9 protein-coding genes and 1 riboswitch are annotated in these 15,795 nt (G+C 43.1%); all 9 genes read right to left on the minus strand.

Annotation, left to right across the window (positions count from 1 at the left end):
- Positions 1-1,005 (minus strand): adenosylcobinamide-phosphate synthase CbiB, encoded by a 1,005-nt coding sequence (cbiB, locus tag BY457_RS14955; protein WP_106154135.1) that lies wholly within the window; start codon positions 1,003-1,005, stop codon positions 1-3.
- A complete protein-coding gene (locus tag BY457_RS14960; RefSeq protein ID WP_106154136.1) occupies positions 996-2,006 on the minus strand; it encodes a pyridoxal phosphate-dependent aminotransferase in 1,011 nt (336 codons plus the stop codon). The genes cbiB and BY457_RS14960 overlap by 10 nt, the downstream gene beginning before the upstream one ends.
- Positions 2,003-3,472: a cobyric acid synthase gene (locus BY457_RS14965; protein ID WP_106154154.1), complete on the minus strand. Its 1,470-nt coding sequence runs from the start codon at positions 3,470-3,472 to the stop codon at positions 2,003-2,005. The genes BY457_RS14960 and BY457_RS14965 overlap by 4 nt, the downstream gene beginning before the upstream one ends.
- 509 nt (positions 3,473-3,981) lie before the next feature.
- Positions 3,982-5,025 (minus strand): FecCD family ABC transporter permease, encoded by a 1,044-nt coding sequence (locus tag BY457_RS14970; protein ID WP_106154137.1) that lies wholly within the window; start codon positions 5,023-5,025, stop codon positions 3,982-3,984.
- Positions 5,022-6,140 (minus strand): ABC transporter substrate-binding protein, encoded by a 1,119-nt coding sequence (locus BY457_RS14975; RefSeq protein WP_106154138.1) that lies wholly within the window; start codon positions 6,138-6,140, stop codon positions 5,022-5,024. The genes BY457_RS14970 and BY457_RS14975 overlap by 4 nt, the downstream gene beginning before the upstream one ends.
- Positions 6,130-6,984 (minus strand): sirohydrochlorin cobaltochelatase, encoded by an 855-nt coding sequence (locus BY457_RS14980; protein ID WP_106154139.1) that lies wholly within the window; start codon positions 6,982-6,984, stop codon positions 6,130-6,132. Before BY457_RS14980 ends, BY457_RS14975 begins: the two co-directional genes overlap by 11 nt.
- Before the next feature lie 13 nt (positions 6,985-6,997).
- Positions 6,998-9,160, minus strand: coding sequence for a TonB-dependent receptor (locus tag BY457_RS14985; protein WP_106154140.1), 2,163 nt, complete (start codon positions 9,158-9,160; stop codon positions 6,998-7,000).
- A 116-nt stretch (positions 9,161-9,276) separates the two neighbouring features.
- A riboswitch (cobalamin riboswitch) is annotated at positions 9,277-9,558 on the minus strand.
- A gap of 318 nt (positions 9,559-9,876) precedes the next feature.
- Positions 9,877-12,288, minus strand: coding sequence for a glycoside hydrolase family 31 protein (locus BY457_RS14990; protein ID WP_106154141.1), 2,412 nt, complete (start codon positions 12,286-12,288; stop codon positions 9,877-9,879).
- A 270-nt stretch (positions 12,289-12,558) separates the two neighbouring features.
- On the minus strand, positions 12,559-15,426 hold the full coding sequence (gene galA, locus BY457_RS14995) for a beta-galactosidase GalA (protein WP_106154142.1): 2,868 nt from the start codon (positions 15,424-15,426) through the stop codon (positions 12,559-12,561).
- Positions 15,427-15,795 lie beyond the last annotated feature (369 nt).

Genomic DNA, 15,795 nt, shown 5'->3' on the forward strand with positions numbered 1-15,795 from the left:
TTATTGTTTTATAGTGAAGACAAAACTGCCGGGACCAGAAAACAGAACCTCTGCATTTTGTGCTCCACAAGGTAAATCAGTGATAATCCAGACCGAAATAACCAAGACAATCATCAGGATTTCAACTGCCCTGTTGATTTGAATTGTTTTATTCAGGTCCGATATATTTATAGCTCTTTTGTTGTTGCCAATTTTCGGTTTGGAAACCACCTCTCCAAAATAATCATGATCCCCCCCAAACTGGACATTCAGGATGCCGGCCAAGGCAGCTTCGGGATATCCGGCATTGGGGCTGTTATGCGATCTCCCAAACCGAAAAATGAACTGAAAAGCCCTGTATCTCATTCCAAAAAATGCCATTAAAAGTGCTGTAATTCTAGCCGGAAGGTAATTAGCAATATCATCCAATCGGGCAGCAAATTTCCCAAACTGTTCATATCTTTCATTTTTGTAACCAATCATTGAATCCAGTGTATTGATCATCTTATAAGCCATCATACCCGGAACCCCGAAAATGGCCAGCCAAAATAGAGGAGCCACAACTCCGTCACTCAGGTTTTCGGCCAATGTTTCAAGAGTGGCAGTTTTAATTTCATGACTACTCAGGTTTTTGGTGTCGCGCCCAACAATCCGCCCAACCTGTCGCCGCCCTTCGTCGATCCCTATCTGCAACTTTTCGAAAACAGATTCCCCTTCACGAATAAGAGTGGTACCGGCCAAACCCATAAAGATAAAGACCATTTGAAAAAACACTTCCAGCCAGAGATTTATCTGACCCAACAGAAAAATGACCCGGTAAAAAAAGAAAAACACCCCGGTGACCAAGACGACCGTCACCACCATTCCACGCACAAAATTGCCTCTTCCCCGGTTACATTTCTTCTCGAAAAATGCAATAAGTTTTCCAAATACAACAACCGGATGTGGCATCCAAGAAGGATCCCCAAGAATACGGTCGAGTATCCAGGCAAAAATCAAAGCCGGTATAAGCAAATTCAACTCCATTCTTTGAGCGCTTCAATTAATTGGTTATTTTCTTTGGGCGCCTGCACCGAAACCCTGAAATAATTTTCTGTCAGGCCCCTGAAATTGGATGCATCCCTTATCAGAATGTTATTATTATGAGCCAAATGATTTTTCAAAACTGCTGCAGAAAACGGGGCCTCTACCAAAAAAAACGTAGTTGAAGAAGGCTCCACCCTAAACCCGTCTATATCATTGATCGCATTTTGAAATCGCTGGGATTCCTGAAGATATCCGGCCACTTCCTGCTTATCGTGATCAAGATTGCTAAAACAAAAACGTCCTGCCTCCAGTGCCAGGGCATTAATTCTCCAGGGCATCACTTGTCGGTACAGTCCATCAATTATTGTTGAATCTGCCAAAAGATACCCCAGCCGGAGCCCGGGAATCGCAAAGATTTTGGTTAACGATTTTACAATGATTAGATTTCTGTATTCCGGCAAACAGGATTCGAGTGATATATCACTGTTTAAAAAATCGGTGTAGGCCTCATCCACCACAAATATAATATTGGGATTATCCTCAATTTCTTTCACCAGCTTTTCCTGGTCATAAATGCGACCGTCCGGGTTGTTGGGATTACAAATCCAAACCAGATCTAACCCTGAATAACCCACATCTCCGAATGTTGTTTGGTGGAAAAACTCAATTTGGTGATTGAACTTAAGGCAGGCATCCTCGTACTCCGAAAAAGAGGGATAAAAGATTAATGACTTCTTCCCCTGAAACATCTCCGCAATTAAATAAAAAGCTTCAACAGCCCCGTTAGTAATCATGACACTTCCGGCAGAAAGATGTTTGTGATGTTCTATCTGACACGCAAGCCCTTCACCCAAAGGATCCGGATAACATTCAATACATTTCAAACAGGAACTCAGGTGATTTCTCAACGACGGATGTACCCCCCCCGGAATAACATTCGAACTGAAATTGATTCGAATATCCGGAAAATCATAGATGTCGTCACCGTGTCCCTTAATCATTCTGACAATATTTTATAGGTCAGATCCATATCCACATTTTGGCGAATATGATCGGCCAACAGGTCGTACTGATTTTGTTTAAACTCATCATAACTAATGGAGGGGGTGACACCTTGCACATAAGGAGCCAGAATATCTTCTATCACAACCGGGTTATCAAGTATTCCATGCATATAGGTACCCCAAATTTGTGTATTCATCCGGCACCCTTCTGATTGCCCGTTTTCCAGACGATTTAAGACTTCAGCACCATCACCTCTCGTTTGCCCCATGTGGATTTCATAGCCACTGCAAGGCTCCTCAAAATCCTTGAAAAAAAATGAAGTTCGCACGGTGTATTTCTCCGATTCCAGGGTGGTCGTCACCGGTAAAATATTCAACCCGGGCACTGCATCCACACTCCCCTCCACATGTTCGGGATCTTCAATTCGAGCTCCCATCATCTGATAGCCCCCACAAATACCAATCACTGATTTTCCGGCCCTTGACTGGCGAATAATCTCCTCTGCCACCCCATTTCGACGCAGCTCAATCAAATCTGCAATGGTACTTTTAGATCCGGGCAAAATGATGATGTCGGCTTTTTTGATCTCTTCCGTATTATTGGTGTAGAAAAGATTCACTCGCTCGTCTTGTTCCAGACAATTGAAATCTGTGAAATTAGACAATCTTCTGAGATGAATCACTGCGACATTGACCTTATTATCGAGAGCAGAAGTCGCTTTTCGCTCTAACGAAATGGAGTCTTCCTCTTCAATGCTGATATGACTGAATGCCGGAATAATGCCAAGTACTGGAACGCCGGTCAAATCTTCCAGAATCTTTCGTCCCTCATCAAACAAAGAAACATCTCCCCGAAATTTATTGATAATAACACCCTTAATCTGTTTTCGCTCTTCCGTATCAAGCAACATAATGGAGCCAAAAACCGAAGCAAAAACCCCTCCCCGCTCAATGTCAGCCACCAGTACCGTGGCCGCTTTAGTCGCAACGGCAATTCGCATATTCACAATGTCATTGTTTTTCAGATTAAGTTCGGCAATGCTCCCCGCACCTTCAATAACCACGGGATTATACGATTTAAGCAAACGTTCAAACGCCCCTGTGACTTCCCCAAACAACTGGTCTTTTATCTCGCCCCTGAAATAACTGCCTGCAACATAATTCCCCAGTACCTTTCCATTTACTATCACCTGAGATTGCTTATCCGAGCCGGGCTTAAGCAACACGGGATTCATATCGGTATGACAATCCAACCGGCACGCCTCTGCCTGCACCGCCTGTGCGCGACCAATTTCTCCCCCGTTAGCAGTTACGTAGCTATTGAGTGACATATTCTGCGCCTTAAAAGGAACGGGACGATATCCATCCTGCAAAAAGATGCGGCAAAAGCCGGTAGCCAGCACACTCTTCCCTACATCGGAACCGGTACCTACTACCATCAGTGGATGCTTTAATTTTATCATTTCCATTTTATTTACAATTCTCCGTTATCCCGAAATTTCGAAATTGCAATGCATTGAAATTCAATTACTTGAAATCATAGTTTTTATCATCTAAAACACAGAATATCAACATTATATAAATTGTCTTAAATCAATAGAGTCCTAAACATTTTCCAAAAGGGATTTCATCCCTTAAACCCTGAATTACTTTTTTGTCTTGATACAAAAAAGTAATCAAAAAAAATCAAGACTTAACCAGCTTTCACTCTAAAAACTACGGTTCTTCCATCGAAATCGTCTAAACTCATCTCACTTGCTGCGCGCCTGAGATTCAAACAAAGACGATTTTTCGATGAAACAACCTTGTTTTTAGGCTTACCTGCCAAGGTCCACACTCAACAAGCCCGACAGCTCTTAAAAAAAATATTTTGGACAGGGTTGATCTTTAATCTAAAAGTCTAACAATCTATTGCTATTTAAACGCAAATACGCGATAGCCATTTTATTCTCTTTGCACCATGCCCCATGCACTATTCTTTATTTCTCTTTCCCTTCCAAATCACCCATATAACCACAGGAGCCCCCACGAAGGCAGTTACCGAATTAATGGGCAACTCCTGCTCCAATCCCGGAAGGCGGGCCACCAAGTTACATAATAAAGCTGTTGCGCCCCCAATCACTGCAGCATTGATGACCAGATGATAATGATTGGCTGTTCGCGATAATAATTTGGCCAGATGCGGCACTGCCACTCCGATAAATATCACCGGGCCACAAAATGAGGTCACCAGGGCAGTGAGAAAACCTGCGGATGCAATCACTCCAAAGCGAGCCCTTTTTAGCTTTAAACCCAGATTAATGGCGTATCTGTCACCCAGTGACAATAGATTCAAAGACTTACTTAAAGCCAGTGACGAAATGGACAAAGCGATTGTCACCAAACTAAAAATCCAGGCTTTTTCTGCCGACATTCGACTAAAACTACCCAGGCCCCAAATCACATAATTGTGCACATCTTCTTCTGTGCTGTAAAATTTCAACAGCCCAACCAATGAAGAGGACAAATAACCAATCATCACCCCGATAATCAACACACTGAGTGTTCCTCCTATGCGACTGGAAATAAAAAGAATCAGCAAAAGCACTATGCCCGCCCCCAGAAAAGAGGACAATATCACTGCAAAATCCCCCCACCAACCAAGACTGTAAAATGAAAAGCCTAAAAACTGACCGGAGAACAACATCACAAAAGCAACACCCAGGCTGGCTCCTGATGATATCCCTAAAACAGAAGGGCCGGCCAGCGGATTCTTAAACAGGGTCTGCATCAATAATCCAGCGACACCGAGAGCCATACCAGCCCCAACAGACACCAAGGTTTGAGGCAGGCGGGTTTTTAAAACAATATTATCAAAAACAACATTACTGCTCTCCCCTGTAAAAAGAAGAGAGACCACTTCCGACAAGGGAACATGCACCGACCCCAAAGCCATATTTAAGACCATGAGAATGGCGGTCAGCAAAAGTGCTGCCAACAAGACAATGGTGACTCGTTTACTCCCTTTCCCAATCATTTCAATCTTTCATAAAAAAACGGTTCATAACCCGGTAAGACCTCACTATGAAAAAAATGGATATAATCGGCCAAAAGCACATCCGGTTTCACGGCTGACTGCTCATAATATGGTTTCTCACGGATATTGCATAACAAAACATTTCTCTCTCTGGCGGCTTTGAAATCAGCGTACCTTACATCCTGCTGCAAAAAATCAGGTAGAGAAAGTCCGATTTTTTCCGGGTGAACCAGGCGCCAGAAATCAGCATCATACGCCTTTCTGTAAATAGTCTCAAAATCAACCGGATACGCCCCCTGCTCATTATCATCAACGACATAATCAGCGCCTGCATCCCGAAACAAGCGAGCATAGAAACTATCCCCGCCAGGAACATACCAGGAACCGGAACGCATCTTCCCCGAAAAAACCGTTGGACGCATATCAATGCCAGCCACCTGGTCTTTTAATTCATTGTAACGCTTTGCAAGCTTATTAAAAATCGTATCTGCCTTTGTCTCCTGCCCAACAAACAGCGCCATCATCTTCAGCCATTCGGCGCGTCCAAGCGGGGTCATTTCATTGTAAGCAGCCATCGGAACAAGCGGAATTCCCATATTTCTTAAAACATCGTACCCACCAGCTTTGAACGGTGACACAAAAATCACATCAGGATTCAAAGCTGCCAGCACTTCCAGGTTAAAATTCCCTTCCTTTCCGATCTGCTTAACTTTACCTTCAGCCACCCGGGCATTCATCTCTTCATGAAAAAGATAGCGACTGCTATTAATCGCAACAATGTCATCGATATCCTCCAGGGCAAAGAAATAAGCCAACTGAGTTGATGAAACACAGACAATCTTTTTGCATGGTACGTGAATCACATTTTCTATGCCGGCAGCATCTGCACTATCCTTTACCAAAGTAAACTTGCGGGCCGACTGGTCAGAGTGATCCTCATCCATAAAAACCGTCAGCAAATGGCGATTTCCCTGCTTTTGCAAAGAAAACTCATGAGCATACTTTAATTCTATATTTTCAATGTTGCCCGATGCAGATTGACCTTTCTGCTGCTTAACACTGCAACTTAAAAAGAACACAATCAGCAACAATGAACTACACAGTTTACAACTCATCAAAAGCCTCCTTTAAATGATCGATCCATATCATTACCACCTCATCATATTCGGCAAGTCCTTTCATCACAACATCCACCTCAAACCCTTCAGCTTCGAGCTGCGATTTCCAGCTCTCCTTCTCCTCGCCTGCCATATCGTTTTGGGCATGATCTCCGGCAACCGACATAAATGGAGTTAATGTCACTTTCTGAATATGTTCTTTTTTCAATTGTTTTATCACATTATCCAGTGAAGGATATCCTTCCACAGTTGCCACATAATGACGGTCTGACAAATCATTCAAATAATATTGAAATCCCGGATAATAGATATTGGCATCGTGATGGGTACCATGCCCCATAAGCACTACCGCCTCATCATCCGAAACTGGAAGTTGTTGCGTAAAAAAGCGGGCCATACGCTGGAGATCCTCATGGTTACTTACCAACGGACGCCCCATGTTTGTTTTCCCGACCCCTTTTTGAACCAGGCTAAACCCTTTAACAGTATGTACCACATCATGAAATTCAGCCCCCGGAATAATATGCAGCGATTGTGCTGCTACGAGCGTATATCCGGCCTCTCCAATTTTAGCCAGCGCTTCGGATGGCGAATCCATCTGAATGCCTTGTTTTGCCAGTTTTTTTCGAATGAATCCGGATGTGTAGGCCCAGTAAATATCAACATCAGGCCAGTGGGTTTTCACCTTCTGTTCAATATTTTCAAAAGCTTTTCGGGCTTCAGGGTAACTGGTACCAAAAGTGATCAGCAAAATGCCTTTCTTCCCTGTTTTAGTCTGAGCATTTGTTCCCATATTAAAGAAGATTATAGCAAATAAGCCGATTAATAATAAGTTCTTCATTTGATTTGGCGTTTTACTCTGAAAAGTTTATTCTCAACCCCGCAAAAAAGGTGCGTCCTGGCGTTAAAGTACCGTAATGAGCCCCAAGAGGACTGTCATCCACATAATCAAAAACATTGTCAACACCGGCAGACAATTCGACAATCAGACTCCCCAAATTGGAAAAAGTATGATTGGTGGTGAAATTCCATAAATCATACCCCTTGGCATTGGGATCTCCATCATAGAATTTTTCATCCTGGATACGGCCAAAAATATTCGCATTCAGCGCGTAATTCTTCCAATGGTGATCATAAGCCAGTCTGATGTTACCACTATGCTCCGCAACTCCTTCCAGGCGAATATCATCCGTAAGATTGCGGGCATCCACATAACTGTATCCCCCGCCAATGGAAAAACCAGCACCTGTCCGCACATCCAGCAACACATCAATCCCCTCGGATCTGGCTTCTGAAATATTATCATGAATTCGAACATTCTCCCCTCCACCATCAACATAGTCAATCAGATTATCAACATTGTTGCGGTAGGCTGATGCACTCAGAGAAACCAGACGGGTATTGTATTCAACACCGACAGATAAATACTCTGATTCCTGGGGATCCAGGTCAGTATTCCCCAGGTAAACGCGTCCCCGCTTTTCATAATTGTAATAAAGTTCTTTGAGTGTAGGGGCTTTAAAACCTATACCATACGTACTCCGAATATTGAAATTCCCAACCTTGTAGAGTGCTGAAAGTTTAGGAGTAAAGGCACTACCTAACTCTTTGTGATTGACGTACCGGACGCCCGCCACCACATCCAAAGCATCGAAAAACGTCATTTCATCCTGAGCATAAAGAGCGATGGTATAAGCATCGGCTTCTCCATCTACCAAGCGGTTGGCCGATACCATTTTCTCATTCAGGTAATCAACACCAAAAGTCAGGGTGTTATCAGACGATAGGACATTCAGATACTTTAAACGTGCATTATCCAGGCGCTGATCATTATTAATAGTCTTCTGATCTTTCTGAAAATCTCCGTCCACATCATCATGATTGTACCGATAGTAATAAAGAAACTTGTCGTGATGATAATCAAAAGAAATATAATCCCTGTTATCCAACAGGTATTTAGTTCCGGCTCCATAAGTCTCATCCTGATAGTAATAGCCATAATCAGCCACAGACTGCTGCCTGAACATATCCTTCTGGTAATAGGAACCTTCGGCGTAGAAATCGAGTTTTGGTGTAGCAGCAAATTCAAATTTCTGAGATAGCGTAAAGTCCTCATAAGCCTTCATGGTTTTCTCTTCTGTTTCAACCAATTCATCACCAACTTCTTCATATTTACTGAGCTGCCACCCATCGCTGCTCTTACGGTCAAAAGAAGTGTGAGAGGACAATCTGCCGGCATCCACTTCCACCACATTATTTTGTTGCCAGGTACTATTTCCCCTGATGCGGGTGGTGTTAGAAAAATGGTTTTTTTGTCCGGATTCTTTGGTGATAATATTCACAACACCGGCAATTGCATCGGAGCCATATAGCAGTGATGAAGCTCCTTTCAGTATTTCGATACGTTCAATATTATCGGGATTGATTCGATTGAGATCGATATTGCCACCAATATCCCCATAAAGTCGTTTCCCATCAATCAATACCACGATAAAATCGTTGCTCAAGCCGTTTAGCTTCATGAAAGCTCCCATGGTGCCGGGACTAAAGTCAAATGAAGGGCTCAGACTCAGCATCAAATCATTAAAATCGGTAGCCCCAACGCTTTTCACCTCTTTGGAGGAAATGAGTTCTGAGGGGACAGGCGCATTTTTTAAATGGTGGGCAGTTCCTGTACCGGTAACGACAACTTCACCAAGATTGCTGTTTGATTCCTCCAATGAAAAGTCCATTTCATTGCGGCCTTCAGTAATTTCAACCTCCTGTCTGATTCTTTTAAATCCGTTGAAAGAGACAATCAAAGAGTAATTTCCGGGCTTAATACTGTTAAGTTCATAATGCCCCTTATTGTTGGAGGCGGTTCCGATATTGGTTCCTTTGAAATAAATGTGAGCCCCCGGCAAAGGATTGCCGGAATTGCTGGTTGTGATAACTCCTGAAAGCGAAGTGTTTTGTGAAAAAGCGGGCAGTCCTATTCCAATGAATAAGAATACAATGATCCAAAAAAATTTCTGCATGGTTAAAATAATTTTAATTAATTATTCCACCTTGCATCCATAATGATAAAGAAAAACATGCCGAACACGCGCGCGAATGTCCTAAACATAACTTCTATCCCGGAAGCAAAATGTTAAGAAAAAAATGCATTCTGGCAGGTTTTCTGGCTCGCTCCGGTTTGAAAAGACCTTCCCGGAAACATTTTCAATGATCAATTACCAGCTATCAATTATCAATATTGAATTGATAATTGGTCATTGGTCACTGAGCATTGCCTTTTGTTTCCAGTGGTAAAAGAGTTTTTTCAAACCACCATTAAAGAGCTTACAGCTGCGGGTACAGCTCCGGATTTACACCGGATTCCCTTTTATCGACAATGAAGATTTCATCGCCGATCACCAAAATCGAGGCAAATATATTGATTATTTATCAATATGAAAGTCAAAAAAACATGTAGCCTTGTAACAAATAAAAAAAATTAAGGACGATAATACCAAAACAATCAACCCCTATTTCTCATGATATCAAAAAGATAAATAACGTCCTAAACAAGACAAGAATTGTAACTAATTTTTACGCCTTTTAATTAACAATAGTCCTTAAAAAGGCCCAAACACAGAAGCGCAAAATTCTTATTTTCAAAGTAATTTGCAAATATTTACTGAGAATAAAAAACCCCGCCAGGAATTCCTGACGGGGTTTTTTATCTCAAAGAAAATGTATTAACAAACCTCGATTACTTAACTGTGACATTCAGTGTTGCTTTTCCTTCCAGCAGGTTTTCTTTTAATACAAATTTTTCGTCTTCCAGTTGTATCTCCACTTGCTGTAATTCATTATCAGAGGGCAGACAAACCATTCCTTTGACCGATATTGCATCGGCAGCAAAGACTTTCAACTCCAGTTTCGACCAGTCCATTTGCATGGTTGACTGGGCCAGATGAATGTGTGGCACCACTGCGCCGTCACGAACCAGCATTACCACAGGAATGTCACCTGGCCTAATGTCATTCCAACCGGGATTGTAAACATTCCCTGACTGATAATCGATCCACTTATGTTTTCCAGGCAGATAAACCTGACGACTTTCTGCTTTCTCAAACATGGGAGCCACCAGAATATCCGAGCCAAACAAATACTGGTCATCCACCAACCAGGCACCAGGATCATCGGGATATTCCACAAACAGAGCGCGCATCATTGGCAAACCATTCTCTGCGGAATGCCTGGCCTGAGCGTAAATGTATGGCATCAATTCATAACGCATATTCGTGGCTTTTCGGAAAGCATCGGTAAAGTCCTCTCCATATTCCCATGGTTCTTTTGGGGGAGTACCATGCGTGCGTGAATGCGACGACAACAAACCAAATGGTAACCATCGGCGATAAACATCCTCCGGAGTTTTCAGCACAAATCCACCGATATCGTGACTCCAAAATGAGAAGCCGGATAATCCCATTGACAAACCGCCACGAACCGTTGCTGCCATAGCCGAATTGGTATTGGCAGGGTCTCCACCCCAGTGCAACGGCCACCGCTGACTGCCGGCCCACGTACTGCGTGCCCACATTATCTGGTCTCCCGTCACCTCTTTGGTAACCTCAGCAACCGCTTTATTGTATCGCAGAGGATAAAGGTTATGCTCGTAAAAACCGGTGCGACCATTGTGATAAACCCCTTTGGCAGGAGCAGCCTCCCCAAAGTCCACTTTTATGGCACCCACGCCCAGTTCGAGCAACCCTCTGAGTTTATTTTGATACCACGAAACAGCTTCCGGATTGCTAAAATCCAGAATGGCATCTTCAGTGGGAAGATTTCCCTTGTCGTTTTTTATGAACAGTCCCTTTTCAATAATCTCAGGGAAGAGCGTATTTTGTGGAACAAAGTACGGCAATTGCCAGAGTGATGTATGAAAACCCTGTTTTTTGAGGTCTTTTATCATTCTTCCGGCATTATCGAAACGCGATTCCGAAAACTGATAATCGCATCGCCAGTCAGTTTCGAACCAACCGGTATCAAAATGAATCACATCACAAGGAATTTCATATTTGCGCAGTTCATTCGCCACATTGCGTCCATCCTCCTCCGAGAAATAGGTAATTCGACTCATCCAAAGCCCAAACGACCACAATGGGGGCATTTCAGGTTTTCCGGTTACATCGGTATAAGCATCCAGAACCTCCCTGGGTTCTCCCAGAAAAACAAACAAATCCAATGTTTCGTCACCGACCATCAGGGAATTGACACCACTAAAATATTTACCCACGTCGCAGGTAATGGGTGACGAAGTATGCATAAACATTCCGTAACCACGGCTACTCAGAAAAAACGGGATGGGCTTGTAACTGGTTTCGTTCTGGGTACCATTGGCATCATCAACCCACAGAACAACTTTCTGTCCCCGCTTATCCAATTCGGTATATTGTTCGCCAAAACCGAAGATTTTTTCATCGGGTAAAAGATTAAAAGTTGCCGAGAAACTACGGCTGTAGTCTGAGGCTCTGCGAACGTACGAAAAAGGCATTATGGGCGTGTAAGTAGCATCAGCATTATCCACATGATGGTTGGTGCTGGTTAACAGTTTGCCCTTTTCATCGTAGAACGAAACGCGCCAGGGATTTTCATCAATCACAACAGCTCCAAATTGGCTGCTGTACCTGTGGCCCCCCTCTATTTGTTCATATTTCCAGGCATCGCTGGGTGGCATCTCATTGTTGACGAGCATCATGGATTCTCCATTGGCCACTTCGGGGCTCACAAAGCCGGACTGAGCCTGCAATCGGACCGTCCGGGGAGAAACAAACTGCACCGAAAACGGAAGCGTGGGCGACACTTCATATTCGGCTTCAGGAAACTCATTGGGTGTCACAGGACGCAAAACTCCCAGCATATTATTAAAAGCCATCCGGGTTTTGAACTCATACCGGTTGTAAACTATTTCTCCGCTCCCGGTTTTCGGGTCAAAATTGACCATTTTATCGGCCAGATAATAAGTGTTTTTAAAGCTGCGAAAATCATCACTGATATCCACGGGTTCGTTTCGAAGGCCCATTTCCTGGCGTTGACCTGTTACAGGCAGCATCGCCAGCACTGATAAAAACAGCAAAGCCGGTTTTGCCCATAATTGGAGATAAGTTCTTTTTTTCATAGACTATTTATTTTAGTAAGAAGCTATATTTGTTCAAACCACATTTAACCTACCTTATCCAAAAGACAGGTAACGTATAAACAGGCTGAAAAATTCCCTGAGGCTGTCGCTTTAGTTTAAAACATTAAATCATTGTCAGTCTGAGTTGTTTGAAATATCTGTATATCAAACGACAAGCTCAGAATGACATCTAATTTGGACTTTTGAGACAGCCCCAGGCTATTGCTTAAAGACCGTCGGCTTTTTAAAGACACAACAACAAGCAAAGTTTTACTTCACTGCAGGACTGCCTTCGGCTTCCACCGCTTCAATAACCAATTCTCCGGTTTTCAGCCCATCTGAATTACCGATTAGCTTTATTTCACCGGCTCCGCCAGTCGATTGAATAATCACCTGGGCCAAACCATTAAATGTTTTGCGCTGCCATGGCTCAGCAGGAATGACTACCTGCAGTTTTCCGGGTTCAGTATTTACCACCGACCACGGGTTTTCTTTCACATAAGGAGTAGCAATAACCACAACACGATTGATTCCGGCTTTCAAATAATCTTCTTTAAGATGAAAGACTTTTTCGTACTCAGAAATATTCTCCGCAATCAATTGACCATTAACATACAACGATGGATTATCCCCAATACTGCGGAACATCCAGTTAATATCGCCGCTAAGTTCCTCTTCTGAAAGATCAAACTGACCAATAAACACGGTTTTCTGAGCTTCTGTACCTGGTTCCAGGCCATCATTGTTCAAGGCATCTTTCAGCCCTTGCACATCGAAGTCAGGATTAAGCACCTGTGAAATACCTGATTCAGTAGCCAGCGTTTGTTTCCAGTTGGTGAAAGTGACTGTTTTGTAGGTATCAATAAAACGATCTTTTTCATGCGAAGTGGGGTCTCCATTACCCACCCCAATAATTTTGCCGGGGCCTTCAATTTCAAAAGTTATATTTCTGTTAGCTGTTGGAACCACGCGTCCTTTCTTATCTGTTACCTGTACAGTAACCATGGCCACATCCTCCCGATTACCTTTAATTATATTTTTATCTGACACCATTGTCACTTTAGCAACTTCGCCGGTGGTTTCGACAATTTCGGTAGCGGCTTTTTTCCCATCTTTAAAAGCCACAGCTTTCAGTTGTCCCGCTTCATAAGGAACTTTCCACTCCAGGTGACTGTAGGGTTCCATCTTCTTGCGACCAAAACTCTTTCCATTAGCAAAAAGCTCTACTTCATCGTAATTACTGTAAACCCAAACATCAATCTCCTCGCCTTCACGACCATCCCAGTTCCAGTGAGGCAAAATATGAAGTACATCTTCATCGCTCCACCACGATTTCAAGTACCAGACATTGTCTTTGGGAAAGCCACACAAATCGAACATACCAAAATACGAAAGCACTGACGGATATCTGAAAGGAGTGGATTCCCCGCGATAGTCGAAGCCAGTCCAGATAACCATCCCGGCAAGGTAATCGCGATCGGCATAGTGTTGCCATCCCTGCTGGATACTCATAAAACCCGAAGGCGTAGGAACATCATAAGCTTTGAGGTATTGCTTTTCCTGATTATCAACATAGATCCCACGAGTAGTATTGGTGGAGCCCTGTTCAGTTCCAAGAGAAGCCTGCCAGGGAAATTTCTTATGATGCTCATCGGTACTGCCATGTCGGAGATAATTGAAGCCCATCACTTCCACAACAGATGATATTCCAGCTCCCCAAGCACCACTTACAGCCGCATTAACCGGACGCGTAGTATCAATTTTTTTCACATAAGCCTGCATATTTTCAGCCATCATGGCCCCTCGTGGACCATTCTCTATCATCCACTCTTCATTCCCAATGGACCACAACACAACTGATGGATGATTACGATCCCGAATAATGAGACGTTTGAGGTAATTCCGAATATAATCGGTAGTTCCCATCAGGCGGTTTTCATTCAGAACAAGCATTCCCATACGATCGCAAGCCTCAAGTAATGCAGGCGTGGGAGGATAATGGGCTGTGCGATAAGCATTGTTGCCCATCTCTTTCAGTTGCTTCAGCCGCCATTCATGCAAACCATCGGGAATGGCGGTTCCTACTCCTGCATGATTCTGATGATTATTAGTTCCTTTAATCTTCACATGACGCCCGTTCAGGAAAAAACCTTTATCAGGATCCCACTTGATGGTACGGATTCCAAAGGTTGTTTTATAAACATCAGCAACCTCTCCATTACTGCGAATGGTTGTAACCAATTCATACAAATGGGGGTCATCCAGATCCCACAAACGAGGGTTCTCTACGTTATATTCCAACTCATATTCATCAATGTGCATAGAGCCAAGCTCGAATTCATCAGAAGTGCCGGATGCAACCACCTCTCCTTCTGCACTCAGAATTTTATTTTCAATAATGAATGGGGTATCTTCGAGATACTTATTCTCCACCTTTACACGTGTAGTTACTACCGCCTCATAGTCATTGACTTCAGAGGTAACAAAAGTTCCGTATTGAGGTACATATAAAGGATTCACTTTGGTCATCCACACATGGCGGTAAATACCGGCTCCTTCATAAAACCAACCCTCTTCCATGCTGGCATCCACGCGAACAGCCACCACATTCTCCCCGCCATAATTGAGGTATTCGGAAACATCATAAGAAAAACTGGTATATCCGCTGGGCTCGTTTCCACAATAAAATCCATTCACCCACACTTTAGAATCTCTAAAAACCCCATCAAATTCGAGAAAGACACGTTTTCCCTTATCCGATTCGGGAATGGAAAACGTCTTACGGTACCAGCCAACATTATTATCAGGATAACCAGGGCCTACTTTTTTGTACCCATGACTGTGACTGGCATTTCCAGAAAAATCCATTTCAGCAGCCCAGTCGTGAGGCAAATCCAGGTTGCGCCAGGTGCGATCGTCAAAGTCGGCCGATGCTGCACCATCACCATACCCGGCTTTGGCCAGATAGGTAAAATAACTGGTACCCACATTAAAATCTTTCTCTACATCATTGGGATGTCCAAAGGTAAATTTCCAGTCGAAGTCCATCAATAACCGCTCACGGGGAGCAGCTGATGATAAAAATGGCACCAACAGGAAAAGCAGTAAAAAGATTTTTTTTGTTGCGTGTGTTTTCATATTATAGATAGTTTATTTTAAATAAAGGAGCTGTCTAACCTGCTTAAAAAGTTTGTAATACTAATATTTACTTCTTCATAATTGTTCTTTTTAGCATTGCCCCAAAAAGGAACCAAAAAAGTCTAGTCCGCTTAACCCTATCTCCCCGCGAAAGCCAAAATTTCCGGCCATTGCGCAAGGCCTTGAAAGTCGCCCATTTTGACTTTCCTCCATCCGCCGGCCCGGAAAGCGGACAGGCCAACGCGCCTTTCAAATAGCTAAAGGTGTTCATTCATATAACATTCATATAAAGATGTAAAATCTTGACACTTTCCCTTTACAGTTGAAGAATTTCTAAATATTTGCATAAAAAATTTGAATCAGAAAATG

Source organism: Marinilabilia salmonicolor, assembly GCF_003003035.1.
Classification (GTDB): Bacteria; Bacteroidota; Bacteroidia; order Bacteroidales; family Marinilabiliaceae; genus Marinilabilia; species Marinilabilia salmonicolor_A.

What these genes read in the sequence shown, in the direction of transcription:
- cbiB (WP_106154135.1), bottom strand. Translation starts at nt 1,005, where the DNA reads ATGGAGTTGAATTTGCTTATACCGGCTTTGATTTTTGCCTGGATACTC.
- BY457_RS14960 (WP_106154136.1), bottom strand. Translation starts at nt 2,006, where the DNA reads ATGATTAAGGGACACGGTGACGACATCTATGATTTTCCGGATATTCGA.
- BY457_RS14965 (WP_106154154.1), bottom strand. Translation starts at nt 3,472, where the DNA reads ATGATAAAATTAAAGCATCCACTGATGGTAGTAGGTACCGGTTCCGAT.
- BY457_RS14970 (WP_106154137.1), bottom strand. Translation starts at nt 5,025, where the DNA reads ATGATTGGGAAAGGGAGTAAACGAGTCACCATTGTCTTGTTGGCAGCA.
- BY457_RS14975 (WP_106154138.1), bottom strand. Translation starts at nt 6,140, where the DNA reads ATGAGTTGTAAACTGTGTAGTTCATTGTTGCTGATTGTGTTCTTTTTA.
- BY457_RS14980 (WP_106154139.1), bottom strand. Translation starts at nt 6,984, where the DNA reads ATGAAGAACTTATTATTAATCGGCTTATTTGCTATAATCTTCTTTAAT.
- BY457_RS14985 (WP_106154140.1), bottom strand. Translation starts at nt 9,160, where the DNA reads ATGCAGAAATTTTTTTGGATCATTGTATTCTTATTCATTGGAATAGGA.
- BY457_RS14990 (WP_106154141.1), bottom strand. Translation starts at nt 12,288, where the DNA reads ATGAAAAAAAGAACTTATCTCCAATTATGGGCAAAACCGGCTTTGCTG.
- galA (WP_106154142.1), bottom strand. Translation starts at nt 15,426, where the DNA reads ATGAAAACACACGCAACAAAAAAAATCTTTTTACTGCTTTTCCTGTTG.